At 71.9% G+C, this 26,474-nt stretch carries 27 protein-coding genes; 10 read left to right on the plus strand and 17 right to left on the minus strand.

Annotated features, from left to right (window positions below; translation table 11 throughout):
* Positions 1-10: 10 nt before the first annotated feature.
* The 4 genes from ACFWE1_RS17125 to ACFWE1_RS17140 form a co-directional block, all read right to left on the minus strand.
* On the minus strand, positions 11-613 hold the full coding sequence (locus tag ACFWE1_RS17125; protein ID WP_376934679.1) for a TetR/AcrR family transcriptional regulator: 603 nt from the start codon (positions 611-613) through the stop codon (positions 11-13).
* 74 nt (positions 614-687) lie between these two features.
* The gene (locus tag ACFWE1_RS17130) at positions 688-1,626 is read right to left on the minus strand and encodes a GlxA family transcriptional regulator (protein WP_376934681.1); all 939 of its coding nucleotides are present in this window, start codon (positions 1,624-1,626) and stop codon (positions 688-690) included.
* Positions 1,623-2,201 (minus strand): cysteine hydrolase family protein, encoded by a 579-nt coding sequence (locus tag ACFWE1_RS17135; RefSeq protein WP_376934683.1) that lies wholly within the window; start codon positions 2,199-2,201, stop codon positions 1,623-1,625. Before ACFWE1_RS17135 ends, ACFWE1_RS17130 begins: the two co-directional genes overlap by 4 nt.
* A gap of 155 nt (positions 2,202-2,356) precedes the next feature.
* On the minus strand, positions 2,357-3,772 hold the full coding sequence (locus ACFWE1_RS17140) for an MFS transporter (protein WP_376934685.1): 1,416 nt from the start codon (positions 3,770-3,772) through the stop codon (positions 2,357-2,359).
* Between the two features lie 105 nt (positions 3,773-3,877).
* Between ACFWE1_RS17140 and soxR the strand changes: the two genes are divergently transcribed.
* From soxR to ACFWE1_RS17155, 3 genes are all read left to right on the plus strand, one after another.
* Entirely contained in the window at positions 3,878-4,318 is a 441-nt protein-coding gene (gene soxR, locus ACFWE1_RS17145) for a redox-sensitive transcriptional activator SoxR (protein ID WP_243569573.1), read from the plus strand.
* 189 nt (positions 4,319-4,507) lie between these two features.
* On the plus strand, positions 4,508-5,785 hold the full coding sequence (locus ACFWE1_RS17150) for an MFS transporter (protein ID WP_376934686.1): 1,278 nt from the start codon (positions 4,508-4,510) through the stop codon (positions 5,783-5,785).
* 24 nt (positions 5,786-5,809) lie between these two features.
* The gene (locus tag ACFWE1_RS17155; RefSeq protein WP_376934687.1) at positions 5,810-6,127 is read left to right on the plus strand and encodes an ATP-dependent DNA ligase; all 318 of its coding nucleotides are present in this window, start codon (positions 5,810-5,812) and stop codon (positions 6,125-6,127) included.
* Here ACFWE1_RS17155 and ACFWE1_RS17160 read toward each other — a convergent pair.
* Complete coding sequence (locus tag ACFWE1_RS17160; RefSeq protein WP_376934689.1) at positions 6,124-6,444, minus strand: ATP-dependent DNA ligase; 321 nt, start codon at positions 6,442-6,444, stop codon at positions 6,124-6,126. The two genes, ACFWE1_RS17155 and ACFWE1_RS17160, sit on opposite strands and share 4 nt — an antisense overlap.
* 155 nt (positions 6,445-6,599) lie before the next feature.
* Here ACFWE1_RS17160 and ACFWE1_RS17165 point away from each other — a divergent pair, with 155 nt between their 5' ends.
* The gene (locus ACFWE1_RS17165; RefSeq protein WP_376934691.1) at positions 6,600-7,379 is read left to right on the plus strand and encodes an EAL domain-containing protein; all 780 of its coding nucleotides are present in this window, start codon (positions 6,600-6,602) and stop codon (positions 7,377-7,379) included.
* 14 nt (positions 7,380-7,393) lie between these two features.
* Here the strand turns inward: ACFWE1_RS17165 and ACFWE1_RS17170 are convergent, their stop codons facing one another.
* Positions 7,394-7,660 carry a hypothetical protein gene (locus ACFWE1_RS17170; protein ID WP_376934693.1) on the minus strand — a complete coding sequence of 89 codons (267 nt, stop codon included), beginning with the start codon at positions 7,658-7,660 and terminating at the stop codon, positions 7,394-7,396.
* A 43-nt stretch (positions 7,661-7,703) separates the two neighbouring features.
* Here ACFWE1_RS17170 and ACFWE1_RS17175 point away from each other — a divergent pair, with 43 nt between their 5' ends.
* The gene (locus tag ACFWE1_RS17175) at positions 7,704-7,994 is read left to right on the plus strand and encodes a hypothetical protein (RefSeq protein ID WP_376934695.1); all 291 of its coding nucleotides are present in this window, start codon (positions 7,704-7,706) and stop codon (positions 7,992-7,994) included.
* Between the two features lie 29 nt (positions 7,995-8,023).
* On the opposite strand, the gene ACFWE1_RS17180 is transcribed toward ACFWE1_RS17175, so the two are convergent.
* Positions 8,024-9,952 carry a diguanylate cyclase gene (locus tag ACFWE1_RS17180; RefSeq protein ID WP_376934697.1) on the minus strand — a complete coding sequence of 643 codons (1,929 nt, stop codon included), beginning with the start codon at positions 9,950-9,952 and terminating at the stop codon, positions 8,024-8,026.
* A gap of 135 nt (positions 9,953-10,087) precedes the next feature.
* Between ACFWE1_RS17180 and ACFWE1_RS17185 the strand changes: the two genes are divergently transcribed.
* The 4 genes from ACFWE1_RS17185 to ACFWE1_RS17200 all read left to right on the plus strand — a co-directional run bounded on the left by ACFWE1_RS17185 (position 10,088) and on the right by ACFWE1_RS17200 (position 13,507).
* A complete protein-coding gene (locus tag ACFWE1_RS17185) occupies positions 10,088-10,396 on the plus strand; it encodes a hypothetical protein (RefSeq protein WP_376934699.1) in 309 nt (102 codons plus the stop codon).
* A gap of 195 nt (positions 10,397-10,591) precedes the next feature.
* Complete coding sequence (locus ACFWE1_RS17190) at positions 10,592-11,557, plus strand: LacI family DNA-binding transcriptional regulator (protein WP_376934701.1); 966 nt, start codon at positions 10,592-10,594, stop codon at positions 11,555-11,557.
* Positions 11,558-11,660: 103 nt separating this feature from the next.
* Complete coding sequence (locus ACFWE1_RS17195; protein ID WP_376934703.1) at positions 11,661-12,137, plus strand: RpiB/LacA/LacB family sugar-phosphate isomerase; 477 nt, start codon at positions 11,661-11,663, stop codon at positions 12,135-12,137.
* 32 nt (positions 12,138-12,169) lie between these two features.
* Entirely contained in the window at positions 12,170-13,507 is a 1,338-nt protein-coding gene (locus tag ACFWE1_RS17200) for an MFS transporter (protein WP_376934705.1), read from the plus strand.
* A 22-nt stretch (positions 13,508-13,529) separates the two neighbouring features.
* Here the strand turns inward: ACFWE1_RS17200 and ACFWE1_RS17205 are convergent, their stop codons facing one another.
* Complete coding sequence (locus ACFWE1_RS17205) at positions 13,530-14,489, minus strand: aldo/keto reductase family oxidoreductase (protein WP_376934707.1); 960 nt, start codon at positions 14,487-14,489, stop codon at positions 13,530-13,532.
* 197 nt (positions 14,490-14,686) lie between these two features.
* Here ACFWE1_RS17205 and ACFWE1_RS17210 point away from each other — a divergent pair, with 197 nt between their 5' ends.
* Complete coding sequence (locus tag ACFWE1_RS17210) at positions 14,687-15,196, plus strand: nucleoside deaminase (RefSeq protein ID WP_376934709.1); 510 nt, start codon at positions 14,687-14,689, stop codon at positions 15,194-15,196.
* Positions 15,197-15,229: 33 nt separating this feature from the next.
* Here the strand turns inward: ACFWE1_RS17210 and ACFWE1_RS17215 are convergent, their stop codons facing one another.
* From ACFWE1_RS17215 to ACFWE1_RS17255, 9 genes are all read right to left on the minus strand, one after another.
* Complete coding sequence (locus ACFWE1_RS17215) at positions 15,230-16,462, minus strand: threonine/serine exporter family protein (protein ID WP_376934711.1); 1,233 nt, start codon at positions 16,460-16,462, stop codon at positions 15,230-15,232.
* Positions 16,459-17,571, minus strand: coding sequence for a glycerate kinase (locus tag ACFWE1_RS17220; RefSeq protein WP_376934713.1), 1,113 nt, complete (start codon positions 17,569-17,571; stop codon positions 16,459-16,461). Before ACFWE1_RS17220 ends, ACFWE1_RS17215 begins: the two co-directional genes overlap by 4 nt.
* Positions 17,568-18,662, minus strand: a complete 1,095-nt coding sequence (locus ACFWE1_RS17225) for a tartrate dehydrogenase (protein ID WP_376934715.1) — start codon at positions 18,660-18,662, stop codon at positions 17,568-17,570. The genes ACFWE1_RS17220 and ACFWE1_RS17225 overlap by 4 nt, the downstream gene beginning before the upstream one ends.
* Before the next feature lie 70 nt (positions 18,663-18,732).
* Positions 18,733-19,719, minus strand: a complete 987-nt coding sequence (locus ACFWE1_RS17230) for an ABC transporter ATP-binding protein (protein ID WP_376934716.1) — start codon at positions 19,717-19,719, stop codon at positions 18,733-18,735.
* A complete protein-coding gene (locus ACFWE1_RS17235) occupies positions 19,716-20,714 on the minus strand; it encodes an ABC transporter ATP-binding protein (protein ID WP_376934717.1) in 999 nt (332 codons plus the stop codon). Before ACFWE1_RS17235 ends, ACFWE1_RS17230 begins: the two co-directional genes overlap by 4 nt.
* Positions 20,711-21,613, minus strand: coding sequence for an ABC transporter permease (locus ACFWE1_RS17240; protein WP_376934718.1), 903 nt, complete (start codon positions 21,611-21,613; stop codon positions 20,711-20,713). Before ACFWE1_RS17240 ends, ACFWE1_RS17235 begins: the two co-directional genes overlap by 4 nt.
* Positions 21,610-22,578, minus strand: a complete 969-nt coding sequence (locus ACFWE1_RS17245; RefSeq protein ID WP_189085346.1) for an ABC transporter permease — start codon at positions 22,576-22,578, stop codon at positions 21,610-21,612. The genes ACFWE1_RS17240 and ACFWE1_RS17245 overlap by 4 nt, the downstream gene beginning before the upstream one ends.
* Before the next feature lie 33 nt (positions 22,579-22,611).
* The gene (locus ACFWE1_RS17250; protein ID WP_376934719.1) at positions 22,612-24,312 is read right to left on the minus strand and encodes an ABC transporter substrate-binding protein; all 1,701 of its coding nucleotides are present in this window, start codon (positions 24,310-24,312) and stop codon (positions 22,612-22,614) included.
* Between the two features lie 114 nt (positions 24,313-24,426).
* On the minus strand, positions 24,427-26,301 hold the full coding sequence (locus ACFWE1_RS17255) for a prolyl oligopeptidase family serine peptidase (protein WP_376934720.1): 1,875 nt from the start codon (positions 26,299-26,301) through the stop codon (positions 24,427-24,429).
* Positions 26,302-26,474 lie beyond the last annotated feature (173 nt).

Below are 26,474 nucleotides of genomic sequence, written 5' to 3' on the forward strand. Positions count from 1 at the left end.
GCTCCCTTCGTCACGCGCCGGCCGCGGGTGCATCCGCACGCTCGAAGCCGGCGACCATCGTGGCGAGCACGGAGATGGCCCCGCCGAGCTGCGCCGGGCTCAACGGCCCGAGCCGTTTCGCCGCCGAGAGCAGGCCGATCGTCGCGCACGACAGGGCGAGCGCGAGCTGCTCGGCGTCGACCGCCGCACTAAACGCACCGCGCTCCTGGAGCTGGCGGATCCACTCGGCGGTGCCCTCGAAATGCACCCGGAAGCGCTCGTCGCTGACGGCGTCGGCGTGGGTGCCGAGCACCGCCTCGTCGTCGAGGTACGCGGCGGTCATCAACGGGTCGCCGAGGAGCGCCCGGATCGTCGCGCGGTAGCCCTCGCTGAGCAGGGGCTGCGCGCCGAGCTCCTGCTCGACCCGGGCGCGCATGCGCTCGGCGCCCCGGCCGAGCAGCGCCTCGCGGAGCTCGTGCTTGCTCGCGAACTCGCGGTACACGGCGCCCTTGGCGATGCCGGCGCGCTCGGCGACCGAGGCGACGCTCATCGCATCGAATCCGCGGTCGAGCACGAGCTGCTCCGCGGCGTCGAGAATGCGTTCGCGGCGATTCGGGACGAGTGGTCGTGGCATGGCGGCGGGCTCCGTTTCCGACGTTGTGACCAATGTAGCATTTCTGGTCACAACGTCGCTGGGCAGCCCCGACGTCATCCCGCCGAGACGACCGGCATGGTCGCGGGACGCACTGCGGCCCGCATCCGCCGCAGCATCCGCGCGTCCTCGAAGCCGACCTCCCGCGCGGCCGCGTCGGCGGTGTAGCCCTGCGCCATCAGATGCTCGGCTCGTTCCCGTCGCAGCAGCTGCTGGTAGCGCAGCGGCGTGAGGCCGGTGGCGGCGGTGAACGCCCGCGTCACGGTGCGCGGGCTCGCGTGCACGCCCTCCGCGAGCTCGGCGAGCGGCAGCGGCTGGTCGAAGGACCGGTCGATGAGGTCCTGCACGCGGTGCACGAGCTCGTCGACGTGCGAGCGGTGCCGCAGCAGCGCGCTGAGCTGCGCTGCATCGCCGTTGCGGCGCGCGTAGACGACCATCTCCCGCGCGACCCGCGCGGCGAGGGCCGGCCCCTGGCGCTGCGCCAGCAGGAAGAGGGCGAGGTCGATCCCGCTCGCGATCCCGGCCGAGCTGAGCACGCGGTCGTCGTCGACGTAAAGGACGTCGTGGATGACCCGGGCGTCCGGGTTCCGGCGCTGCAGCTCGTGCTGGATGTCGTGGTGCGTCGTGCAGCGCCGACCCTCGAGCAGTCCGGCGCGGCCGAGGGCGAACGCGCCCGAACACACGCTCACGACGGTGCCGCCGCGCTCGTGGTGCTCGCGGATCCAGCGCAGCGTCGCCTCGGCGAACGCGCCGCTGCCGGGCTCGAGCGGGGCCCGCCAGCCGGGGACGACGAGGAGGTCCGCCGGGTCAAGCTCGGGCCGCTCGACGGCGGCTTCGAGCATCAGCCCGTGCCCGGAGGGGATCCTCGCGGTCTCGGCCACGTAGTCGAGACGGTAGTCCGCGCCGGCCGAGGCGGCCGTCGCGAACACCTGCGCCGGCCCGGCGAGATCCAGCAGGATCACGCCGGGCGCGAGCAGGAAGACGACGCGGGTCATGCCGGGACCGCCACCCCCGCGAGCTGCTCGGTCGTCACGATCTCCGCGAAGCCGCGGCCGCCGAGGATCGACGCCGTGCGTGCCATCAGCTGCTCGCCGGAGATCTCCGGGTATCCCTCGCCCGCGCGGATCGGGGAGGTTGTCGTGGCGTCGATGACGAACTGCACCTCGTAGCCGAGGTCGCTCGCGACGCGAGCGGTCGTCTCGCAGCACTGCTCGGTGCGGATGCCGCAGACGACGAGTCGGCGGATGCCGGCGACCGTCAGCTGCTGCTGCAGATTCGTCGACGTGAACGCGTTGATCGAGGTCTTCGTCACCCGCGGCTCGTCGGCGCCGGGCTGCAGCTCGTCCATCACCCGCACGAAGCCCAGCGCCGGGTCGAACACGTGACCGGTGCCGGGCTCCGCGTGGGTGACCCACACGATCAGGTCACCGGCTTCGCGGGCCCGCTCGACGAGCCGGACGACGTTCGGCACGGCCCGGGGGTTGGCCGTCGCCGCCCAGTCGTCGGCGCGCTGGCGGAACGATTCCTGCACATCGATGACGAGCAGGGCGGTGTCGGAACGAGCGGTCATGGAATCATCCTGCGTTGCACGGGCGTCTTCGGCGAGGGCCGAACCGGCCATGACTCGGTACGATCCGGTCATCGGCGCTTCGGGCGCTTCGGGCGGTTCGGGCGCGTGGACAAGCTCAGCGAACCAGTCGTGGTCCCCCGAGCCGGTACGGGTGCTCACTCCCCCGCCGCGCCGCGAGCGACGCCCCGCCCTGCCCCGCTGGCCGGCAGCATGCCGAGCAGGCCGACACCCGCGAAGACGAGCATGAGCAGCTGGGCCGCGCGCACGAGATCGGGCGCGGCCAGGTTCACGAGCACCCCGGCGAGCGCGGCGGCGAACGCGCTCGCGATGAGGAGCACGGTGTTGACGGCCGCGGCGGCCTTCGCCCCCTCCTCCTCGCCGCTCGTGCTGCCGAGCGCCGCGACGGTGAGGTGCGGGAAGCCGAGCCCGATGCCCGCCCCCGCGACGAACAGGGTCACGAACCAGAGCACGATCACCGCGAGCGAGGGCTCGTCGTGCTGCAGCAGGCCGTACGCCGCGAGGCCGGCGGCGAGCACGAGGGGGCCGACGAGGATGAGCGCCCGGCGTGCGGCCGCCGTGCTGGCGTTCGCGGTGACCACCTGGGTGACCGACCAGCCGAGCGAGAGCGCTGCGCCGAGCAGCCCGGCGGTGAAGGGGATGAGGCCGCCGACCTCCTGTCCGAACAGCGGGATGAACGCCTCGGTGCCGATGCCGAAGGCGAGCACCGCGACGGTGAGGTAGACCCAGCGCAGCGAGGAGCCCCGCGCGAAGGTGACGCGGGGCAGGATGCCGGTGCCGGTGCGCCGCTCGTGGGCGACGAAACCCACGGCGAGCGCGGCACCGGTGAGCAGCACGACCGCGGTCCAGACGCCGGCGGGCAGGATGCTGGCGACACCGACCGCGCCGACGGCGCCCGCGAGCAGCAGCAGCGAGGCCCACGGCAGGGCGTCGCTCGACGGCGAGGTCGCGGTCCGGGGCATCCAGCGCAGCACGACGAGGGCGATCAGGGCCGAGACGATGGCGAGCAGGGCGAAGGCCCAGCGCCACGCGTCGAGCTGTGCGAAGCCCCCGCCGACGACGGGCCCGACGAGGTTGCCGACGCCCCACATGGCCGAGACGAGCGCGGCGGCCCGGGCCCAGAGCCGTTCGGGCAGTGCGCGCTGGATGAGCGCGTAGCCGAGTCCGGCGAGCAGGCCGCCGCCGAGGCCCTGCACCGCGCGGCCGAGCAGCAGCACGAGCATCGACGGGCTCGCGGCGCAGAGGAGCGAGCCGGCCGCGAACAGGCCCAGCGCGAGCAGGTAGGCCTGCACGGCCCCGCGTCGGGTGAGCACGCGGCTCACGAGCATGGAGCTGACGACCGAGGCGAGCAGGAACACCGTCATCGTCCACGCGTAGAACTCGGCCCCGCCGATCTCGGCGACGATCGTCGGCAGCAGGCTGGTGGTGAGGTAGACGTTGCTCGCCTCGAGCAGCACCCCGCCCGCGAGGACGGCGGCGATCGGTGCATACCGGCTGCCGAGCAGTTCGCGCCACGTCCCGGTGGCGGTCGAGTCCTGGTCGATCTCGGTCATGGTCCGTCCTTCGTGTCGAGGGGCGGATGCCGCGGCATCCGAGCGCCGATGCGACGCCGCGGGCCACGGTAATACCTCGAGTAAACTTGAGGTCAAGGAGGTGCCATGTCCCTGGAACCCGACGACCTGCTCGCGATCGGCGAGGTCTCCCGACGCACCGGCGTGCCCGCCTCGGCGCTGCACTTCTACGAGCAGCTCGGGCTCATCGCCTCGACCCGCACGGCCGGCAACCAGCGCCGCTACCCGCGGCACATGCTCCGGCGCATCTCCCTGATCGTCGTGGCGAAGCGGCTCGGCATCCCGCTCGGCGACGTGCAGGAGCTGTTCGCCGGGCTCCCGCTCGACCACGCACCGTCGCAGCAGGACTGGCGACGGCTCGCCAAGATCTGGCGCGCGGAACTCGACGCCCGGCGCACGCAGCTCGAGCACCTGCAGCGCGAGCTCACCGGCTGCATCGGCTGCGGATGCCTCTCGCTGAAGGCCTGCCGGCTGCTGAACCCCGACGACGCCCTGAGCGCCGACGGCCCCGGCCCGCGACGCATCTGAGGCGCGCTCGGGGCCGACCGGGCGGAATCGGTCATCCGGGATCCGGCGGCGCCGCCCTCTCCGGTCGGATCGCCACGCACACCGTCCGCACGATCCGGTCGAATCCGGCGCCCGACCTCGCCGGGACGGGCCGCACGCCCCGTCCGATTTCCGCCGGAGCGGCGCCGCCCGCGGTGGTGGGGTGGGGGCATGCAGCTCACCCGCGAACGCGTCCCGCTCCCCTCCGGCTTCACCCGCCTCTCCTGGGCGAGCGTCCTCACCCAGCTCGCCGAGCAGCTCGTGCTCGTGGCCGCACCGCTGCTTGCGGTGCTCGCGCTCGGCGTGGGCGCGGCGGAGACCGCCCTGCTGCAAGTGGCGCAGACGCTGCCGTTCCTCCTGCTCGCGGTGCCGTTCGGGCTGCTCGTGGACCGGGCCGCCCCGCGCCGAGTGCTGCTCGGCTCCGAGGCCCTGCGGACGGCGACCCTCGCGGCGGTCGTCGTGCTGCTCCTGCTCGAGTCCCTGACCTTCCCGGCCCTGCTCGCGCTCGGCTTCGTCGGCGCGATCGGCACGATGGGCCTGAGCGTCGCCGTCCCCGCCTCCGTGCCACGGCTCGTGGCGCGCGAGCAACTCGTCCCGGCGAACCGCTGGCTCGAACTCGGCCGGAGCGCGGCGTTCATCTCGGGACCCGTGCTCGGCGGCGCGGCCGTGGCGGCCGGAGGCGCCCCGACGGCGTTCGTCGCTGCGACGGTCGCCTGCGGGGCGGCGCTCGCCCTGCTCGCGACGACGCGGGTGACGCGCGGCGACGTCGCGCCGCGCAGCCACCCCTGGCGCGAGATCGGCGAGGGCCTGCGCTTCGTCTTCACGCACGCGCTGCTGCGGGCGATGATCGTCACCTCGCTCCTGTTCAACGTCGGCTGGTTCCTGCTGCAGTCCGTCTTCGTCGTGTACGCGCTCGAGCGTCTCGGCATGACCCCGGAGCTCATCGGCGTGGCGCTCGGCGCATTCGGCGTCGGCATGGTGCTCGGCGCACTGAGCGCGGGCTGGCTGTCGGCGCGCGTCCCGCTGGGCCGGATGGCGCTGTTCGGGCCGATGGGCGGCTTCGCTGCCGCGCTGCTCATCGCGGCGACGCTCTGGGTCCCCCGCCCGACCCTCGCCGTGCTCTCCTACTTCCTCTTCGGGCTCGGCCCGGTGCTCTGGACGATCGGCACCACCGCGCTGCGACAGGCGGTCACGCCGACCCGGATGATCGGACGGGTCTCCTCCGTGCTCGTCGTCGCCACCTACGGTGCCCGTCCGATCGGCGCCGGTCTCGGCGCCGCCCTGGCCGCCACGGTCGGCATCGAGTGGTGCGTCGCGGGGTGCGCGGTGCTGTTCGCCGCGCAGCTGCTGTACGTGCTGCGCTCGCGGCTGCCCCGGGTGCGCGAGCTCCCCGAGCCGGGCGCGGGCACCGCGGGCGCCGATCCTGCGGCCCGGGTGGCGGCCGAGTGACCGCGGGGGTGGCATGCTGGAGCGGTGGGCATCCTGACCTATCGCTTCATCCGGACCGTCGAGATCGAGGACCGGTCGCTCGCCCATCTGCGCAGCGTCATCCTGGCCAAGCTGCGGCGCGGCGAGTCCTTCGCGTTCTCCTGGGAAGTGCCCGCCGAGCAGGGCAGCGGCCGCAACTCGATCTGGCTCGGCCCGGACATCCCGATCGTCTTCGAGTTCTTCGACGCACGGGAGCCGCGGCTGAACCCGCTCTGGCTGCGCGAACTGACGCGGGCGGCGAACTCGCCCGCCGGCCTCAGCCTCGTGCCCGAACCGACCGCCCCGGCCACGGCGGAGCGCTAGGCGGGCTCGCGCTTGGCGTCGAGCGGCTCCGGCACGATCGTGAGGCCGCCGGCGGAGTTCGCCGAGCGGTTCATCGCCTGCACCCAGGCGGGGTTGAGGCGCGGGGCGCGGCCCCCGAAGTACTCGAAGGCGACGGGGATCGCCGGCGACAGCCAGACCGAGGTGCGACCGAAGCCGCTGGCCGAGGCGGACTCCGTCCAGGTGAAGGCGAACGGTTCGCCGCGTCGCAGCTTCGCCCAGATCGCCGCCTGCAGGTGCGCGAGCACCCGATCGTCGAACGAGACGACCAGCTTGGAGTCGTAGGTGAGCGTGCCCATCAGAGGAAGGATACCCGGCGCACGACCGCTGGCCGGCATCGGCCCGCTGAGCTCGCGGTCGGGGGTGCGCTGAAGCCGCGAGGCGGTACGGTACACCCTCAAGCTGAGAACGAACGATCCTTGCGCAAGGGGCTTGACAGGACGAGTCTGGTGGGATGGAGCGCCGCGCATCGCATCCCATCGCCGACGAGTCGGCCGACGAACTCCGTCGCGCCGTCGGGCGGGGCGAGCTGGTCGCCTACTTCCAGCCCGAGTACGAACTCGCGACCGGGCAAGCCGTGGTGGTCGAGGCGTTGTGCCGCTGGCTGCACCCCGTTCGCGGCCTGGTGCTGCCCGATCTGTTCATCCCGGTCGCCGAGCGCACCGGCCTGATCGGCGACCTCAGCCGCGCGATGCTCGAGCAGGCCGGGCGCCGCGTCGCCGAGTGGCACCGCCACGGCCGGCACGTCGGGCTCGCGATCAACGTCTCCCCGACGCAGCTCCGCCCGGACTTCGCCGCGACCGTGCTGGAGTCCGTGCGAGAGCTCGGGCTGCCGGCGGGCACCGTGACCGCCGAGATCACCGAGACCCCCGCCCTCACCGAGAGCTGCGAGGAGGTCGAGGCCCTGCAGATGCTCATCGACGGCGGGATCGGCGTCTCCGTCGACGACTTCGGCGCCGGCTTCACCTCGATCGAGGCGCTCCGGCGCATGCCGCTCACCGAGGTCAAGATCGACCGCTCGCTCATGCGCGACCGGGCCCCGGAGGCGGACGCGCTCGCCCGTGCGGCGGTGGAGGTCGCGCACGCGCGCGGCGCCGTGGTGGTCGCGGAGGGCATCGAGACCGCCGAAGATCTCGACCGCGCCCGGCGGTGGGGCTGCGATCGCGGCCAGGGCTTCTATTACTCCCCCGCGCTGCCCGCGGCCGAGGCGGAGCGGCTGCTCAGCGTCGCCTAGCCGCTCCCGCTCGGCTAGAGGACGATCTCGTCGCCGGCTGCGCCAGCGGGCTTGTCGTCGTCGCGCTCGGACAGGTCGCCGCCGACGTCGATCTGCGACCAGGTCACGGGCATGCCCGGCGAGAAGAGGATGTCGATGCCGGGGCCGCCGCGCAGCGGCGGGATGTTGACGTACCCGCCGCCCGCCTTGATCGCCTCGAGGACCTGCTGCTTCAGCTCGGTCACGGGGTCGGGCAGGAAGTAGTCTCGGCCGTCTACGGTCAGTCGGTGCACAAGGGTCACCGATTCAGGCTACCCCGGCTCGCTTCCGCATAGGATCGGAGCGATGGGAAATCTGCACTACGGCTCGCCGCCGGCCTCGTTCGCGATCCCCGATCGCACCCTCGCGCACCTCGAGTTCGTCGTGCTCGCCAAGCTCCGCCGCAAGGAGGCCTTCGCGCTCTCCATCGACGGCGACGGCGGCGCGCGCCAGCAGGTGTGGATCAACCCGTCCTCGACGCTGCGCTTCGAGTTCGACGGCGCGCCCGGCGAGATCAACCGGGTCTGGCTCGAGGAGCTCATCGACTCCGCCAACGGGGCCGCCGGCATGCGACTGACCCCGGAGCCCTCGGCCTGACACCCGGCGCCTGAGCGGCGGCGCGCCGTTCAGAGCGAGATGCGGTTCCGTCCGGCGTGCTTGGCGCGGTACATCGCCGCGTCCGCCGCCTCCAGCAGGCCGACCCTGGGCGAGCCGGGCTCGGCCACGACGACGCCGCACGACGCCGTCACCGAGAGCACCGCGCGGCTGGTCACGATGGGCACCGCGATCGACTGCACCATGCGATCGGCGATCGCCTCGACATCCTCGCCGATGACCCCGTCGAGCAGCACGACGAACTCGTCGCCGCCGAGCCGCACCACGACGTCCTGCTCGCGCGAGGACTCGGTGAGGCGGTTCGCGACCTCGAGGATCACCGCGTCGCCGGCATCGTGCCCGTGCGCGTCGTTCACGCTCTTGAAGTCGTCGAGGTCGACGAAGAGCATCGCCTTGCCGGCCTCGCCCACCGGGCCCCTCGTGGCCAGCCGCTCCACCAGGTAGCGCCGGTTGTACAGTCCGGTGAGCGCGTCGCGCATCGCGAGCTCGGCGAGCTGGGCCTCGGCCCGCCGCTGCAGGGCGACCTCCAGCTCGTGGCCGAGCTCCGCCGCCTCCTCGACGACCGTGCCCCACGGCGCACTGCGGTCCCGAACCGTGCGCTTCCACGCGGCGAACGAGGTGCGCGGCGACAGTTCGTCGGGCCGGTTCGTGCCGCCGGGGTCCCCGAGCCAGGCGATCTCGCGTGCAAGCTCGCCGCGGAAGAACACGAGCACATCGCCCGACTCCGCGAGCGGCACGATGAGGAGGCCGGCGACGCCAGGGATCAGCTCGGCGAGATCGGGCCGCTCCGTCACGAGGCACTCGGACACGAAGGGGATCGCGCCGACCCGCTCGAGCACCTGCAGGATCGGGCCGAGTGCGGGCGTCTCGCCCGCCATCCGCGAGGTGCCCGCGATCCGCACCAGCACGCCGTCGGCCGGCACGAGGTCGAGCACCGTCGCGGTGCCGCCGAGCAGCGCGGCGTGGATGTCGTCGGACGCGTAGAGCGGGGCGAGCAGTTCCGCCCGCCGCGCGCGCACGTCGACCATGTGCTGCAGGCGGCTGATCTGCCGCATCGAGGCGAGCTGCAGGGCGATCTGTCCCGCCAGCACCTCGAGCGCCCGCCGGAGCAGCACGGGCAGACGCCGCTCGCCCCGATCGGCGCACGTGATCATGCCGACGAGCCGGCCGCTCTCGACGATCGAGAGCGAGAAGCTCGAGGCCTGGCCCATGTTCCGCATGAACTGCAGGTGGTAGGGCGAGACCGTGCGCAGCTCGGCATCCGACAGATCGAGCGTCCGCGGGTCGTCGGCGAGCGCGACGAGCGGGATGCCGGGGGCCTCGGTGCTCGCGATCGTGCGCCCGATCTTCGAGATGTAGAGGGCGCGCGCCTGCGGCGGGATGTCGGAGGAGGGGAAGTGCAGGCCGAGGTACGGCGGCAGCTCATCCGCGCGCGCTTCCGCGACCACCTCGCCGTGGCCGTCGTCGTGGAAGTGATACATCATGACGCGGTCGAAGCCGGTGATCTCACGGATCTCGGTGACCACCGCCGCGCGCAGCTCCTCCTCGGAGCTCGCGTGCGAGGTGCGCATGATCGCCCCGACGACCGCGGTGCGGGCGTACTCGCCGGTCTCCGGCAGGGGCTCGATCTCGACGATCGTGATGGCGTCGCGGTGATGCACGATCGCGTCGCATGCCTCGCCGTGCCAGGTAATCCGCACCGGGTCGATCGCGTGCCCGCTGCGCACCGCGTACTCCAGTTCGGGGTTGCCGAGCTCGGCCACCAGGTGCCCCAGCCAGTCGCTCGCGTTCTCGCTCGCCACCGCGATGAGGCCAGTGCGGTCGATGCCGAGCAGGGTGCCGTGCGCCTGGATCGAGCCGGGTGTGCGGATCGGCTCCTTCGCGCACTCGTCGAGCCTGCGGAGCTCGTCGGGGTCGAGGGCGAGTTGGGCCGGGTCCACGGTCACTCCGTCTGCCGGAAGGGGTAGGACGACCGGTGTGGCCAGCGTAGCCGATTGAGCTGAAATGCCGCCCGTGTCAAGGGCCCCGTGCGTGGGCCGTTCCGACGCGATGATGCTCTCGGGAGGTCGATCGACATGGAGCAGACACTGATCTGGGAGCCGCTCGCGGCGGGCAGCTGGCGGCTCTGCGACTCGCGGTACCCGGTGGGACAGGTGCAGCGACTCGTCGCCTACGTCGAGCGCGGGCAGCGCGGCGGCTTCGAGGCCGTCTGGATCGCACGCCGCTCGGCGCCGACGTGGCACACCTCGCGCGCCGACGTGCTCCGCGAAGCCCGACGCAATGCCGGGTCGGTGGTGCCGACGGCCGCCGACGCGGAGCTGCACGAGGCCGTCGCCTTCACGGCATCCAGCACGTCCGACCGGCACCGCGTGCTCGCGGCCTGATCGAGGGGCGAACACCGGCGCCGACGAGCGCGCGCGGGTAGGGTCTCCTGACGCACGCTGCGAAGGAGTCAGATCTGGAGCCGCCGATGGGAGTGCGCATCGCCGAGTGACCGGAGCCGGGGGATCGGACGGCTCCGCGGCCCCGCCGTGGTACCGTGACCGCGCACGTGGAAACGTTTTCGAGCGAGGCACCGGATGAGCACGATTCATGATGTCGCGCGGCTCGCGGGCGTCTCGATCGGGACTGTGTCGCGGGTGCTGAGCGGGAACCCCGCCACCTCCGCGGAGTCGCGCGAGCGCGTGCGCGAGGCCGCCCTGCAGCTCGGCTACACACCGAACGCGCGGGCGCAGTCGCTCCGATTGGCGCGCACGGGGGTGATCGGCCTGTCGATCTCCGATGTGCGGAACCCCTTCTTCGCCGACGCGGCGCACGGGGCGGAGCAGGAGGCGCTCGCGGCGGGACGGGTGACGATGCTCGCCAACGCGGACGAGGACTCCGCGATCGAGGCCAGGTATCTCCGGGCGTTCCGCGCCCAGCGCGTGGACGGTGTGCTGATGTCGCCGCAGGGCGGCAGCGCCGAGGGCGCCAGCTCGCTCCTCGAGGCCGGGATCCCGGTGGTGCTGCTGAACCGCACGCTCGACGGCGTCGACGCCCCCGTCGTGACGTTCGATGTACGGCAAGGGATCGAGCAGGCGATCACCCACCTGCGGGATCGCGGGCACCGGCGCATCGGCCTGATCGCCGGGCCGGTCTCCGTCTCGACGGGGCGGGCGCGAGTCTCGGCGTTCGAGCGCATCCGCGACGAGCTCGGGCTGGATCCGGCGCCGGAGCTCGTGCAGCTCGCCGACGGTCGGCGCGGCGGCGGCGCGGACGCCGCCGAGCGGCTCCTCGACCTGAGCCCGGCGCCGACGGCGGTGCTGTCCTCGAACGCGCTCATGAGCTCCGGGGCGTTCGAGGCGATCCGCGGCCGCGGTGCGGCGGTCGAACTGGTCTCGTTCGACGACCAGGACTGGATGCGCCTGGTGGAGCCGCCGCTCTCGGTGATCGAGCAGGATGCCGCGCACATGGGCGCGGTCGCGATGCGCCTGCTGCTCGAGCTGATCGACGGCGGTCACCCCCGATCGGTGACCCTGCCCACGCGGCTCATCGCGCGCGGCTGACCCCGCGACTTGACAGCAGGGGCCCACGGAGGTTAACTCTCTGCAGTCATGTAAACGTTTCCATGTAAACGTTCACATTCACCGTGGATGAAGGAGTTGCCGGATGAGAGTTGCTGTGGGCGCCGATCACGCGGGGTTCCCGCTGACCGGATTCGTGAAGGAGCAGCTGACGGCCCTCGGCCACGAGATCGTGGACGTCGGCACCTTCGACGAGACCCCCGTCGACTTCCCCGACATCACCGCCCGCACCGCGCACGCCGTGCTGTCCGGCGCGGCCGAGCGCGGGGTGCTCGTCTGCGGCAGCGGCGCCGGCGCGATCATGGCGGCGAACAAGATCGACGGCATCCGCTGCGCGCTGACGCACGAACCGTACTCCGCCCACCAGGCCGTGGAGCACGACGACGCGAACCTGATCGCGATGGGCGCCTGGCTCGCGCCGCGCGCGCTCATCCGCGACATCCTCGACGCCTTCCTCACGGCGACGTTCGACGACGACGAGGACACCCGGCGCCGGGTGCGGAAACTGCAGCTGCTCGAGCAGCGCACGCTCGCCGACTACCTGAACGACACCACCCCCTGACCCCACCACCGCGCAATCGAAGGAGATTGGGTATGACCAGCACGACCAGCACCGCCCCGAGCCCCCTGGGCTCGCCCGACCGGGTGAAGACCGCGATCGCCGCCGCCGTCGGCACGAGCGTCGAGAACTACGACTTCATCGCCTACGGCACCGCCGCCGCCCTGTACTTCGGTCCCGTGTTCTTCCCGAACGAGGACCCCGTCGTCGGCACGCTCCTCGCGTTCGCGACCCTCGCCGTCGGCTTCCTGATGCGCCCCATCGGCGGCGCGATCGGCGGGTACCTCGGCGACCGCTTCGGCCGCAAGCCCGTGCTGGTCGGGGCCATGCTCGTCATGGGCGGCGCGACCTTCGTGATCGGCGTGCTGCCGACCTACGCGACCGTCGGCATCCTCGCCCCGATCCTCCTCGTGGTCATCCGCATGATCCAGGGCCTCGCCTTCGGCGCAGAGTGGGGCGGCGCCGTCACCATGGCCTACGAGCACGCGCCGTGGAACCGGCGAGGGATGTTCGCCGCGATCCCCCAGTCCGGCAACCCGCTCGGCATCGCGCTCGCGAGCCTCATGTTCCTCGTCTGCGCGAACCTCCCCGGCGACTGGGCCTGGCGGGTGCCGTTCCTGCTGAGCCTCGTCCTCGTCGTCGCGGGCCTGATCGTGCGCGCGCGGCTGTCGGAGTCGCCGGAGTTCGAGGCGGCGAAGGAGACCGGGAAGATCGAGAAGAACCCGTTCCTCGCGACGCTCCGCAAGGACTGGCGGGGCATCCTGCGCGTCATCGCGCTGCGCATCGTGGAGTCGTTCGCCTACTACCTGACGGCGACGTTCCTGCTCAACTACCTCACCACGAACCATCCCGACACCCGCTCGGTCGCGCTCGCCGCGATCACCGTCGCGAGCGTCGTCGCCATCGGCACCACCTTCCTCGCCGGCTCGCTCAGCGACCGCTTCGGCCGCCGGCCGCTGTACATCGCCGCATGCGTGACCGCGATCCTGTTCGCGTTCCCGATGTACTGGCTCACGAACGACGGGGTGCCGGCGCTCATCTTCGCCGTCTTCGTGTTCGGCATCGCCTTCATCCACGCCACCCTCACCGGCGTGCAGGGCTCGCTGCTCTCCGAGCAGTTCGGCACGACGAGGCGCACCTCGGGCGCGTCGATCGGCTACCAGGTCGCGGCCTCGCTCGGCGGCTTCGCCCCGCTGCTCGCGACCCTGCTGACCGGCGCGTTCGGATGGCCCGGCGCCGCGATGCTCTACATCCTCGCCGCCGTGATCGGCCTCGCCGGCATCCTGACCGCCCGCGAGACCTGGGGCCGGGCGCAGCGCGCCAAGGTGGCGGCGCAGATCGAGGAGGCGCGGCGCGAAGCCGTGTCCGCCTGACCGGGCGAGTCGTTCCGCGCGGTCAGGGCACGATGTGCCCGGCCGCGCGGAACAGCTCGTACCACTCGCTGCGGCTGAGCCGGAGATCGGAGCCCTCCGCCGCGGCGGCCAGCCGAGCCGGCTTCGTCGTGCCGAGGACCACCTGGATGCCGGCGGGATGCCGGGTCAGCCACGCAGTCGCGACCGCGATCGGCTCGACGCCGTAGCGGCCCGCGATCCGATCGATGACGGCGTTCAGCTCGGCGTGCTGATCCGAGCCGAGGAACACCCCCGCCGGGCCCTGGAAGGGCGCCCACGCCTGCAGGGTGATGCCGTGCAGGCGCGCGTAGTCGACGATTCCCCCGCCGTCGCGCACGACGGACTGCTCGTCGGACATGTTCGCGGCGATGCCCTGCGCGATCGCGGAGGCGTGCGCGAGCGAGAGCTGGATCTGGTTCACCACGATCGGCTGGTTCAGGGAGCGGCGGAGCAGCTCGATCTGTCCGGGCGTGTGGTTCGAGACGCCGAAGGCGCGCACCTTGCCCGCCGCGTGCAGTTCGTCGAACGCCCGCGCGACCTCGTCGGGCTCGACCAGGGCGTCGGGCCGGTGCAGCAGGAGCACGTCGATGCGGTCGGTGCGGAGCGCCTCGAGCGAGCCCTCGACCGAGTCGACGATGTGCTCGTAGGAGAAGTCGAAGGCGCTCTCGCCCTTCACGATGCCGCACTTCGTCTGGATGGTGAGCTCATCGCGCTCGGCGGGGCTGAGCCGGAGCGCCTCGGCGAAGCGGCGTTCGCAGCCGTGCAGTTCGCGGCCGTAGATGTCGGCGTGGTCGATGTACGTGATGCCCGCGGCGCGCGCGGTGTCGACGAGCTCGCGGATCGCGGCGTCGTCGAGGTCCTCGATGCGCATGGCGCCGAGCAGGAGGTTCGGGGCCTCGAGGCCCGTGCTGCCGAGCGGGACGCGCTTCACGGACGGCTCGGGTGCGGCGGTGGCGGCGGTCATCCGGCTTCCTTCGTTTCGACTGGGGTGAGCGGGTTCGGAGCGAGCCCGCTGCCGACGTTACCGCCCGTCGGCGCGTGGCGTGCGGATGCGCACGGAGGCGCGGCCGGCGGGCGGGTACCCTGGCGTCGAGCGAGGGGGTCAGTCTTGAACGCACACCGAACGACCGGAACGAAGACGGCAGCCATCGGGGCGGCGCGATGAGCGGCATCCCCGAGATCGCGCCGGCCACCGACCCGCGGGACGTCGCGTTCCTGCGGCGCTGCGTCGAACTCGCACGAGAAGGACTGGAGGCGGGCGACGAACCGTTCGGCTCGCTGCTGGTGGATGCCTCGGGGGCCGTCCGATACGAGGACCGCAACCGGGTCGCCGGCGGCGACGAGACCCGCCATCCCGAGTTCGAGATCGCGCGCTGGGCGGCCGAGCACCTGAGTCCCGAGGAGCGTCGCCGCTCGGTCGTGTACACCTCGGGCGAGCACTGCCCGATGTGCTCGGCCGCGCACGCGTGGGTCGGGCTCGGGCGGATCGTCTACGCCACCGCGTCCGCGCAGCTCGCGCAGTGGCGCGCCGAGTGGGGCCTCGAGCCCGGACCGGTCGCCGCGCTGCCGATCAACGCCGTCGCCCCCGGCATCCCCGTCACCGGGCCGGCGCCCGAGCTCGTCGACGAGGTCAAGGAGCTGCAGCGCCGGCTCGTCGAACGCGGGGCCTGACGCCGCACCGCGGCCGCGCACGCCGCGCGTGCGTCACCCCCTGCGATGCACGACGAGTTCCGAGACGGCGTCGCCGATCTTGGTTCCGATGCAGAGACTCACGAAGGTGAGCAGCGCGGCGACGACCGCGGCGGGGTCGAACGTGGCCAGCGAGACCAAGCCCACGGTCCCCGGAACGAGCAGCAGGAACGCCGGTTGGAATGACACGGTCGCCGGCACCGCGAGGGTGAGCCGCTCGATGAGCCGGGCGGCGACGAAGAGGGCGGCGGCCGTCGCTCCCGTCGCGGTGACGCTCCCGAGCAGCGGGGTGAGGGCGGTGAGCGTGGCGTAAGCCCCGGTCATGACGACCAGGTTCACGAGGTTGAGCGCGAGGCCGGAGCCGAACGCGATCCCGACGCCGAGGGCGAGCACCACCACCCCGAGCCACGAGCACCACACGGGCGGGAGCTGCTGCCACCCGGACCCGAGCCCCGTCGCCTGCGCGGCCGTGCCGACGAGCGAGACCGAGTCCGGGTCGACGCGGAGTCCCGTGAGCGTCCCCCCGGCGGCGATGCCCGCCGCCATGAACCCCAGCACGATGAGCCCGTAGCTGAGCCGGGCCGAGCCCGTGATGATGTCGGTCGCCGTGAGTTCGAGCAACGCCTTCGTGATGACGGCGCCGGGGACCAGGATCGCGACCGGCGCGCAGACGGCGTAGAGCGGCACCGGCCCGGTGCCGAGCGCTGCGGCCGTGGCTCCGACGGCCAGGGTGGAGAGGCAGGCCGTCAAGAACGGCGCGATCGCCGCTGCGCTGCGGATCCGCTCGAGGAGCCTGGTGACGATGCCGACCCCGGCCCCGGCGACGAGCGCGAGGACGACGGCCCACCACGGGCAGCGGAACAGCAACGCCAGCCCGAGCGCGACCAGCGCGGCGCCCGCGACCCATTTGAGGCCGTCGTGCGACCGGGCGGCGGCACGGATGGCGGCGAGTCCGCGGGCGATGTCCGCGAGCGGGACCGTGCCCGCCTCGACCGCTCGCGCGAGCCGATTCACCGCGGCGGCCTGGGCGAACGCGAGGGGCGGGTTCCGGGTCTGCACGACGAGCGTCGCCCCGGAGACCGGCTCCGTGGTCATGACGAGTTCCGGGAGCACCGAGAAGTCGAGCCGCCCCGCGCCATGGCGGGCTGCCGCCCGGGTGAGCGACGTCGCCACGTCCGTGACCGAGGCTCCCGCGTCGAGCAGCGCCGCGCCGAGATCGCTGAGCTCTCGCGCCGCTTCACGCGTCACGTCATCGCGCGCGCGGGGAACGCGGCGGCAAGCCGGGACCCGCTGTCGAACAGCCATCGGCGGGGATCGGCCATCGCCGCCCGCTTCGATCCTGCGGATTCCGTCAACGACACGGCCAGCGCGAACTCGTCCGTCGCTGCCGCGATGCTCCCGGCGACGAGTGCCGCGGGAACGTGTGCGCGGCGCACGACGCTGAGGACCTCGGACGGCACCTTCCCGGCCAGCGACTGACCGTCGAACCGCCCCTCCCCGGTGATGACGAGATCGGCGCCGTCGACCGCATCGGCGAGGCCGATCACGCCGGCGATCGCGGATGCTCCGGACTCCAGGCGACCGCCCCAGACCATGAGCCCGAATCCGGTGCCACCGGCCGCCCCGGCGCCTGCCGCGTCGGAGGCGAGCTGAACGCCTGCGTCGCGCAGCACGGAGACGTAGGCGGTCAAGGCTCGTTCCAGCACTCGCACCCCCGCCGCGTCCGCGCCCTTCTGCGGGCCGAAGACCGTCGCCGCTCCGTGCGGCCCGAGCAGTGGATTGGTGACGTCCGACAGCCCGATCACGCCGCCGCTCGGCAGGCGCGGGAGGCCGGCGAGATCGACGGCCCGCAGACTGACGAGGCCCTGGCCGCCGAGCCCGATCGGCTGGCCGTCGGCGGTGGTGAACCGCGCGCCGAGGGCGCTGAGCATCCCCGATCCGCCGTCCGTGGACGCGCTCGAGCCGAGCGCGACGAGGACCCGCGCGGCCCCCGCATCGAGCGCGGCCGCGATGACCTGCCCGAGTCCGAACGTGTGGGCGTCGAGCGGCGCCAGCCCGTCCATCAAGGTGATTCCGGAGGCACTCGCGAGCTCCACGGCCGCCGTCCGGTCGGGAAGCATGAGCCACGGCGCGTCGAGCGCGTCGCCGTTCGGGCCGAGCACCCGTGCGTGCTCCCACCGCGCACCCGGGATCGCGGCGGCGAGCGCGGCGAGGGTGCCTTCACCGCCATCCGCCATCGGTTTGCACACGAGCTCGTCGTCGGGGCGCCGGGCCTTCCAGCCGGCCGCGATCAGTCGCGCGGCCTCGTCCGCGCCGACCGTTCCCTTGAACGAGTCGGGCGCGACCACCACCTTCATCGGGCGCGATCGGCCTCGATCGCGGCGGCGATCTCGCGGCCGAGGCGGGCCGTCGTGCCCCGGCCTCCCAGATCCGGGGTGAGCACCGAATCGTCGGAGGCGCCGAGCACCGATTCGATCGCCTCGACGACGGCGGCGCCCGCGTCGGGGTGGCCGAGGTGGTCGAGCATCATCGCGCCGGCCCAGATCTGACCGATGGGGTTCGCGACGCCCCGCCCGGCGATGTCGGGCGCGGAGCCGTGGACGGGTTCGAACAGGCTCGGGAAGTCGCGCTCGGGGTTGATGTTCGCGCTCGGTGCGATGCCGATCGTGCCGGTGCAGGCCGGCCCGAGGTCCGACAGGATGTCCCCGAACAGGTTGCTCGCGACGACGACGTCGAACCAGTCGGGGTGGAGCACGAAGTTCGCCGTGAGGATGTCGATGTGGTACTGGTCGCGGTCCACGTCGGGGTGCTCCTCCCCGACCGCGGCGAAGCGCTCGTCCCAGTAGGGCATCGAGATGGTGATCCCGTTGCTCTTCGTCGCCGAGGTGAGGTGCTTCTTCGGCCGGCGCTCCGCCAGCTCGTAGGCGAAGCGCAGCACCCGGTCGACCCCGGTGCGCGTCATGACGGTCTGCTGCACGACCACCTCGCGGTCGGTGCCGTCGAAGATCCGCCCACCGATCGAGGAGTACTCCCCCTCGGTGTTCTCGCGGACGACGACGAAGTCGATGTCACCGGGCTCGCGGCCGACGAGCGGGGAGCTGATGCCGGGCATCAGCCGGCACGGCCGCAGGCTGATGTACTGGTCGAACGAGCGCCGGAACTGGATCAGGCTGCCCCACAGCGAGACATGGTCGGGCACCACCTCCGGCCAGCCGACCGCCCCGAAGAAGATGGCGTCGAAGCCGCGCAGCGTCTCGAACCAGTCGTCCGGGAGCATCTGCCCGTGCTTCAGCCAGTAGTCGGCGGACGCGAAGTCGAACCACTCGTACTCGAGGGCGATCCCGAAGCGCTTCGCCGCGGCATCCAGGGCGCGGATCCCTTCGGGGACGACCTCGGTACCGATGCCGTCGCCGGGGATCACGGCGATCCGGTGGACGCGTTCCGTCATAGCTGGTTCCTGACCTTCATGAGTGTGCGGGGATGTCTCGATGGGATGTCTGCGCAGGATGACCGCGGCCCTAGACCACGGCCCGCTCTTCCGGGTAGTGGCAGGCGACCCGCTGGCCGTCGCCGAGCTCGGCGAGCGGCGGCTCGACCGTCGCGCAGCGCTCCGTCGCCTTCCAGCACCGCGTGCGGAACCGGCACCCGGATGGCGGGTCGACCGGGCTCGGCACGTCGCCGCTCAGGACGATGCGCTGCCGTGCACGCTCGACCCTCGGGTCCGGAACCGGGATCGCGGAGAGCAGCGCCTGGGTGTACGGGTGCTTCGCGTGCTCGAACAGCTGGTCCACCGGCGCCTCCTCGACGAGCTTGCCGAGGTACATCACGCCGACGCGGTCGCTGAGGTGCCTGACCACCGACAGGTCGTGCGCGATGAACAGGTAGCCCAGGCCGAGGTCGCGCTGGAGGTCGTCGAGCAGGTTCAGCACGCCCGCTTGGACGCTGACGTCGAGTGCGCTCACCGGTTCGTCGAGGACGATGAGCGACGGCTCGACGGCGAGCGCCCGGGCGATGCCGATGCGCTGGCGCTGGCCTCCCGAGAACTCGTGCGGGAACCGATCGCCATGACGCGAGCTCAGACCGACCTGCTCGAGGAGTTCGTTCACCCGAGCCGCACGGTTCTTGCGGTGCAGCCCGTGGATCTCGAGCGGTTCGCTGAGGGCGGCTCGCACCGTCTTGCGCGGGTTCAGCGAGGCGTACGGGTCCTGGAAGACGAACTGGATCCTGCGCCGGAGCCCTCGCAGCGCCGAGCCGGTCAGTGAGGTGATGTCCTCGCCGTCGAGGGTGATGCTGCCCGCGTTCGCCGTCTGCAGCCGCGAGACGGTGCGGCCGAGCGTGGACTTCCCGCAGCCCGACTCGCCGACGAGCCCGTAGGTCCGCCCGGCTTCGACCTCCAGGCTCACCTCGGAGACCGCGCGCACCGTCTCACCGCCGCGCCCGAAGAGGCCGCCACCGCCGACGCGGTACTCCTTGACCAGGCCGTCGACCTGCAGTGTCGCCGTCATCGCGCCTCCTCCTGCCACTCGCCGATGCGCACGCACGCCGCGGTGTGCCCCGCGCCCACCTCGACCGCCGCCGGAACGGCGACGTCGCAGCGCCCGGCGACGGCGTGCCGGCACCGCGGGGCGAAGCGGCACCCAGCGGGCCACGCGGTGGGCAACGGTGGCTGCCCGGGGATCTGGAACAGCCGCTCGTCGCGGGAACGCCGGTCGAGCCTGGGAAGGGAGGCGAGCAGACCCGCGGTGTACGGGTGCGCGGTGTCGTAGAAGATCGGCTCGACTGGGGCGGACTCGACCACCCCGCCGGAGTACATGACGAGCACGCGATCGGCGCTGCCGGCCACGACGCCGAGGTCGTGCGTGATGAGCATGACGGTCGTCCCGGTGCGGGCCTGCACCTCGCGCAGCACGTCGAGGATCTGGGCCTGCACGGTGACGTCGAGGGCGGTGGTCGCCTCGTCGGCGATGAGCAGTTCGGGTTCGTTCGCGATGCTCATCCCGATCATGACGCGCTGGCGCATGCCGCCCGAGAACTCATGCGGGTAGCGGGCCATCCGCTGCTCCGGCGAGGGGATGCCCACCAGGGCGAGCAGCTCGATCGCCCGGGCGCGGTGCTCCGCGGCGCTCAGGTCCGGGCGGTGCACCCGGACGGCCTCGACGAGCTGGTCGCCGACGGTCATCACCGGGTTCAGCGCCGCCAGCGCGTCCTGGAACACGATCGCGATCCGACGGCCGCGCACTTCGCGCAGTTCGTCGTCGGAGAGCCCGAGCAGCTCCCGGCCGCGGAGGCGGATCGAACCGGTGACGATCGCCGACTTCGGCAGGATGCCCATGATCGCCATCGCGGTCATCGACTTCCCCGACCCCGACTCGCCGACGATGCCGAGGGTCTCGCCCGCGTGGAGCACGAAGGAGACGTCGTCGACCGTGCGGGCGAGCCCGGTTTCGGTGGGAAAGGCGATCGAGAGGTGCTCGACTTCGAGCAGGACTTCGGCGCTCACAGGTGCTTCCCTTGCGGATCGAGTGCGTCCCGGAGCCCGTCGCCGATGAAGTTGACGGCGAGGACCGTGACGAGGATGAACAGGCCGGGGAAGTAGAGCAGGTACACCTGCGGCGTTCCCACGTATCCGGCCGCCTGGCTGAGCATGGATCCCCAGCTCGTCTGCGGCGACTGCACGCCGAAACCGAGGAAGCTGAGCGTCGACTCCGCGATGATCGCGGAGGCCACGGCGAGGCTCATGCCCACTGCGAGCACCCCGGCGAGGTTGGGCAGCAGATGCGACACGATGATGCGCAGGTTCGACGCGCCGATCCCTCGCGCCGCCTCGATGAAGTCCTTCTCCCGGAGCGAGAGGACCTGCGCTCGCACGACGCGGGCGATGTAGGTCCAGCCGAGTGCCGTGAGCGCGAACACGATCGTGACCGGTGAGGGCCCCAGGCCCTGGACGATGACGGCGAGCAGCGCGATGGCCGGGACGATCAGGAAGAGGTCGGTGATCCGCATGAGCAGCTCACCCAGCGTGCCGCCGACGTAGCCGGCGACCGCGCCGAGCGCGGTGCCGACGAACGTGGAGAGCAGGGCGACGAACAGGCCGATGGCGAGCGAGATGCGGCCGGCGTAGAGGATCTCGCTCAGGAAGTCGCGGCCGAGTTCGTCGGTGCCCAGGAGGTGTTCGAGGGACGGCGGGGTCGGCCCCAGCAGCAGATCCTGCTTGCCCTGGGGGAAGGGTGCGATCCAGTCGGCGCCGAAGCACACGACGATGAGCACGAGCAGCACGATGGTGCTCGCGAAGGCGAGCCGGTGCGCGCGGAAGCGCCGGAGGAGTTGGCGGGCCGAGCCCTGCTGCGCCCCTTGCTCGGCGAGGAGTTCTTCGTTGCCTGCCAGTCCTGCCCCGCTCATCGCAGCCTCACTCTCGGATCCAGTAGTGCGTAGCCGATGTCGGCCAGCAGATTGCAGATCACGACGGCGATCGCGACGACGATCATCCACGGCAGGAGGACGAAGACGTCCCCGGCGACGAGGGAGTCGAGGAAGAGGCGTCCCATGCCCGGGATCGCGAAGATCTGCTCGGTGACGACGAGCCCGCCGATCAGCACGGCGGCATCCAGCGCGACGACCGTCACGAACGGGGCGAGCGAGTTGCGCACGGCGTGCCGCCAGATGATCTGGCGCCGGGGGACGCCCTTCGCCCGCGCCGTGCGCACGTAGTCGCTGGACAGGGCGTCGAGCATCGCCGCGCGCCCGAAGCGGCTCCACGTCGCGACGAGGGCGATCATGAGCGCGGCGACCGGAAGCACGAGGTGGCGCAGGTAGTCCAGGTTGAAGCCGGACTCCCCCGGCGAGTGGAGGCCGACGAAGTACAGCGGCGGCTCGGCGAGGCCGAACTGCTCCTTCGGCCACACCGCGAAGGTCTGGATGAGGATGAGACCGAACCAGAACGCCGGCATGGCGATGCCGAGGTAGGACGCGCCCGTGAGGAGGTTGTCACCCAACGAGTACCGCCGAACCGCCGAGTAGACGCTGACGGCGCCCGCGATCACGACGGCGACGAGCAGGCCCCAGAACGCGAGTTGCGCGGTCGGCCAGAGCGCCTCGCCGATCAGCTGGAACACGGGCGAGCCGGTGCGCGAGCTCGTGCCCCAGTCGCCGGTCACGAACGCCTTGAGCCAGAGGAAGTACTGCTCGACGATCGAGCGGTCGAGCCCGAGTCGTTCGATCTCGCGCTGGATGACGCTCGGGTCGTGCGCCTGGCGGAGCTTCGCGAGCGGATCGAAGGTCGAGCGAACGGCCCAGAAGAGCACGAACGAAGCCACCAGGATCACCGGGATCGAATACAGCACGCGTCGGATGATGAAGGTGAACACCGTCGTCCTCTCCTGGGCCGTTGCCGCCCGGCGTCAGCCGGCGAGACCCCAGGCCGCGAGATTCCAGAAGGGACCTTCGACCGGGTTGATGCTCAGCGGGCCGCCGACCTTCTCGCTCCAGAGGAGCACGTTCGGCACGGTGTCGATCGGGATGGACGGCACTTCCTCGGCGATGATCGCGTCGGCTTCCTGCGAGGCGGCGACGCGGGCGTCCAGGTCGAGTTCGCTGTCGATCTCCGCGAGGAGCGGGTCGAGCTCGGGGACGTCGACCCGGTAGAAGTTGATGCCGGAGAAGCCGTTCGCCTCGCTGGGGATGTTCGCCGAGCCGAACGAGGAGCTGAGCGTCGGGTCCGGGAAGGTGTCGACGATCGCCCACAGCCCGGCCTGGAAGTCGCCCTGCGGCGCGATGGTGCCGAAGAGGTCGGCGGGGGTCACCGCCTTGATGTCCATCTCGAAGCCGGCTTCCTGCAGCTGGGACTGGATGATCTGCACGGTGAGGTCGCGCCGCTTGTTCCCGGCCAGGGTGTTCAGGGTGAACGAGGCGGTCTCGCCGCCCTTCGCCCAGACCCCGTCCGCGTTCTTCTTCCACCCGTCGGCCGTCATGATCTCGTCGACGCGGTCGAGATCGGTCGTGTAGACGGAGAAGTCGTCGCTGCCGAAGGCGCCCACGATCGGCGTGTTGAAGCTCTGCTGCGCGGACTCGACGCCGAGGTCTCCGAAGAGCCGCTTGACGATGGCGTCCCGGTCGAGGGAGTAGGCGACCGCCGTTCGGACGGCCTTCGAGTCGAACGGGGCGACCGAGTTGTTGAACCAGAGCGCCTCGAGGTTGCCGCTCCGGGCGTCGACCGCCGAGCTGATCCCGGGCAGGCCCGCTTCGATCTGCTTGACGGCGTCGAGCTGCGCCGATGGGTAGAGCGCGTCGACCTGCCCGCTCTTCAGGGCCTGGAAGGCGGCCGCAGTGTCGGGGAGGAACATGAAGGTGACCTTCTCGAGGTGCGGCTTCTCGCCCCAGTAGTTCTCGTTGGGCACGAGGGTGACGGAGGTGCCGCGGTTCCAGGAGTCGATCTTCCACGGGCCGCCGCTGAAGTCGTAGCCGTCCTTCATGATCGCCGCCCGGTCCTGCCCCTCGAGCAGGTGCGCGGGGAGCACGCCGTAGACGCTGAACAGCGAGCGCCAGCCGGCGTACGGGCCGCTGAGCGTCACGATCGCGGTCTGCGGGTCGGGCGTCTCGATGGACTCGATGCCGGTGTAGCCGGTCTTGTCGAAGATGTCGTCGCCGTCGCGGATCTGGAGGGCCGTGTAGGAGAGGTCGGCCGAGGTGATCGGCGTCCCGTCGGACCAGACCGCCTCGGGGTTCAGACGGTAGGTGATGACCTGCTTCTCGCCCTGCATGACCGCTTCCGGCTCCTCGCTCATGAGGTCGGAGGCGACGGGCGACCAGACGTCGTCGACGAGGCGGGTCTCGAACACGGCCGGCATGGTGGGGATCTGCATGACGTAGGTGCCCCAGATGGACCCGCCGCAGGTGGCGATCCAGTCGGCGCAGTCGGGCTCCTGCTCGGCACCGATGACGAGTTCGCCGCCCTCGGTGACCGTGGTGTTCGGGGTGTCGCTCGGAGGGGCGCTCGTCGTCGAGCAGGCCGAGACGGACACGACGGCGAGCGTCGCGATGATCGCTGCGGCGGCGTGGACCAGCCGGCGCCGCGTGGGCGGTGATACCTGAGACCTCTGCATTGGGGAACTCCGTGATCGTGTGGAACCTCGTGAGCCACACCCGGCGGGGGCCGGGGTGGTTTGACTCTAGGCGGGACGCGGCTAGTTAGCAATGCCCCTAGTCAATGCGGATGACTAAATGCTGGATGCTCCCGCCGCGGAGGCGGGGCGCTCCGCGCCGTCGCTCCAGCGGCGACCGTCGAGCGTGCGGTGTGCGAGCTCGATCATGATCCGCTGCTCGGATTCGAGCAGCTCGAGACCGGTCGGCTCGTGGCCGCCGTCGAAGATTCGCAGCACGACGTCGCCGCCCCGGGCGGCGATCTCGTCCACGAAGCGCTGCACGCCGACGACCGGGGTCCTGGTGTCGAGCGCGCCTTGATTGATCCAGGCCGAGCCGCGCACCCGGTCGACGTAGCTCACCGCCGAGTAGCGGGCCACCGCCTCCGGCGGCACCCAGGTCTGCCAGACGCCGCGGACGGCCGGATTCATCGCTGCGATGGCCGCTTCCCAGTCCGCGACCGCGACGTGCGCGAAGCCGCCCGCGAAGAGCTCGGGGAGCCGCCCGAGGCTGAGCAGGGTGAGATGCCCGCCGAAGGACGCGCCGGTGATGAAGGTCGAGGCCGGGTCGCCGAGCCCCTGCTCCCGCAGCCAGCCGACGGCGGCGGCGATGTCGTCGATCTCGCGGTCTCCGCCCGACCCCCAGAAGCCTTCGCGGAAGGCTTGCCCGAAGGTCACCGAGCCCCGATAGTTCACCGTCGCGTACGCGAAGCCGGCATCGATCCAGGCCTGAGCGCTCGGGTTGTACTCGTCGAGGAAGACGAGGTTCGGCCCGCCGTGCACTTCGAGCACCGTGCCAAGCGGCGCGCGCCCCGACGGCAGGCCCAGCCAGACCTGCACGGGAACGCCGTCGGCACTCGGAACCATGTGCGAGGTGAACGGCACGCCCGGCGGCGTCGCCGCCGGCGGGAGCGCGACCGTGACCGTGCCGTCCTGGTCGATCAGTTCGGCATGCAGCGGCACGTCCCAGGCGGAGCGAAGCGCGACGACGCCCCCGTCGCGGCGATACCAGGACGACCATTGGAACGCGTGCAGGTCGGCGACGTCCGGGTTGGCGAAGCTCCCGCCCACGCGCACGACCCGGTGCGCGCCGGTCCGCTCGTCGAACTCCAGCAGGCGCTGGATGCCGTCGAAGACGTGCACGGCGAGGATCCGGCCGTCGGCGGCGTGCCAGTCGAGGGGGATGACCTCGCCCTCGAGATCGGATGCCTCGAAGTCGACCCGCTCCCCGGTCAGCGGATCCCAGATCGCGGGCCGCACGTATCCCGTCCGCTCCGTCGCGACGAGGAGGCGCTCGTCGCCCGGCTCGGGCGAGAAGCGCACGGCGCGCACGGGGCCGGCGGGCAGGTCGTCGAGCACCGCGACCGGTGCTCCGCTCGCGACCTCGAAGACGCTGACCGCAGCGCGGCGCACCCCTGGATTGTGGTCGGTGGTGTCCATGGATGCGAGCCGCCCGTCCGCCGAGGGCTGGCCGTACCAGGCTTCGGCGGCGGTGTGATGGACGACGGAGGCCGGCCCCCACGGCCGCGCCGGGATCGCCAGCAGGTGGTAGCCCTGTTCGTCGACGATCGAGGCGAGCACGAGCGAGCCGTCGGCGCTGGCCTCGAGGCCGCGCAGGACGAAGGGTTCGCGGCCGGGGGTGAGATCCACCCGACGGCTCCCGTCGAGGCTGGTCGCGACGAGCGACCCGACCTCGGATCCGCCCCCGTCGGCGAGGTCGACGATCCAGCCGTTCCCGTCACCCGCGATGATGGCGCCCACGGCGACGGGGAAGGGCAGCTCCTCGCCCGGTGCCTCGCCCACCCGCCAGAGCCTCGCGAACGATTCGGCCCGCTGATCCTCGACGACGAGCGCGAGATCGGGGTCGGCCTGCGCCGGGCGGACGGCGAGCGTGTGCGGCACCGCGAATCGCGCGCGCAGCGTCTCGTCCTGCAGATCGTGGGTCCCGGTCATCCGCTGCTCCTTCGCAAGGCCGATCTCGTTAGTCAGTGTGCCTGACTATATCATTGACTTGCATGCAGGATAGTCCCACTTCGCCAACGTTGTTGACTATGCGGAAGACTGGCGTGCTGTACGGTTGGGTGCGATCCGCCCCGGCCGGGCCACTGGCCCGCCACAGGACCGCT

This window comes from Agromyces sp. NPDC060279, from assembly GCF_042726785.1.
Lineage (GTDB): Bacteria > Actinomycetota > Actinomycetes > Actinomycetales > Microbacteriaceae > Agromyces.

Coding starts and splice junctions, on each gene's coding strand:
- ACFWE1_RS17125 (WP_376934679.1), bottom strand. CDS start 613: ATGCCACGACCACTCGTCCCGAATCGCCGCGAACGCATTCTCGACGCC.
- ACFWE1_RS17130 (WP_376934681.1), bottom strand. CDS start 1,626: ATGACCCGCGTCGTCTTCCTGCTCGCGCCCGGCGTGATCCTGCTGGAT.
- ACFWE1_RS17135 (WP_376934683.1), bottom strand. CDS start 2,201: ATGACCGCTCGTTCCGACACCGCCCTGCTCGTCATCGATGTGCAGGAA.
- ACFWE1_RS17140 (WP_376934685.1), bottom strand. CDS start 3,772: ATGACCGAGATCGACCAGGACTCGACCGCCACCGGGACGTGGCGCGAA.
- soxR (WP_243569573.1), top strand. CDS start 3,878: ATGTCCCTGGAACCCGACGACCTGCTCGCGATCGGCGAGGTCTCCCGA.
- ACFWE1_RS17150 (WP_376934686.1), top strand. CDS start 4,508: ATGCAGCTCACCCGCGAACGCGTCCCGCTCCCCTCCGGCTTCACCCGC.
- ACFWE1_RS17160 (WP_376934689.1), bottom strand. CDS start 6,444: ATGGGCACGCTCACCTACGACTCCAAGCTGGTCGTCTCGTTCGACGAT.
- ACFWE1_RS17165 (WP_376934691.1), top strand. CDS start 6,600: ATGGAGCGCCGCGCATCGCATCCCATCGCCGACGAGTCGGCCGACGAA.
- ACFWE1_RS17175 (WP_376934695.1), top strand. CDS start 7,704: ATGGGAAATCTGCACTACGGCTCGCCGCCGGCCTCGTTCGCGATCCCC.
- ACFWE1_RS17185 (WP_376934699.1), top strand. CDS start 10,088: ATGGAGCAGACACTGATCTGGGAGCCGCTCGCGGCGGGCAGCTGGCGG.
- ACFWE1_RS17190 (WP_376934701.1), top strand. CDS start 10,592: ATGAGCACGATTCATGATGTCGCGCGGCTCGCGGGCGTCTCGATCGGG.
- ACFWE1_RS17195 (WP_376934703.1), top strand. CDS start 11,661: ATGAGAGTTGCTGTGGGCGCCGATCACGCGGGGTTCCCGCTGACCGGA.
- ACFWE1_RS17200 (WP_376934705.1), top strand. CDS start 12,170: ATGACCAGCACGACCAGCACCGCCCCGAGCCCCCTGGGCTCGCCCGAC.
- ACFWE1_RS17205 (WP_376934707.1), bottom strand. CDS start 14,489: ATGACCGCCGCCACCGCCGCACCCGAGCCGTCCGTGAAGCGCGTCCCG.
- ACFWE1_RS17210 (WP_376934709.1), top strand. CDS start 14,687: ATGAGCGGCATCCCCGAGATCGCGCCGGCCACCGACCCGCGGGACGTC.
- ACFWE1_RS17220 (WP_376934713.1), bottom strand. CDS start 17,571: ATGAAGGTGGTGGTCGCGCCCGACTCGTTCAAGGGAACGGTCGGCGCG.
- ACFWE1_RS17225 (WP_376934715.1), bottom strand. CDS start 18,662: ATGACGGAACGCGTCCACCGGATCGCCGTGATCCCCGGCGACGGCATC.
- ACFWE1_RS17230 (WP_376934716.1), bottom strand. CDS start 19,719: ATGACGGCGACACTGCAGGTCGACGGCCTGGTCAAGGAGTACCGCGTC.
- ACFWE1_RS17240 (WP_376934718.1), bottom strand. CDS start 21,613: ATGAGCGGGGCAGGACTGGCAGGCAACGAAGAACTCCTCGCCGAGCAA.
- ACFWE1_RS17250 (WP_376934719.1), bottom strand. CDS start 24,312: ATGCAGAGGTCTCAGGTATCACCGCCCACGCGGCGCCGGCTGGTCCAC.
- ACFWE1_RS17255 (WP_376934720.1), bottom strand. CDS start 26,301: ATGACCGGGACCCACGATCTGCAGGACGAGACGCTGCGCGCGCGATTC.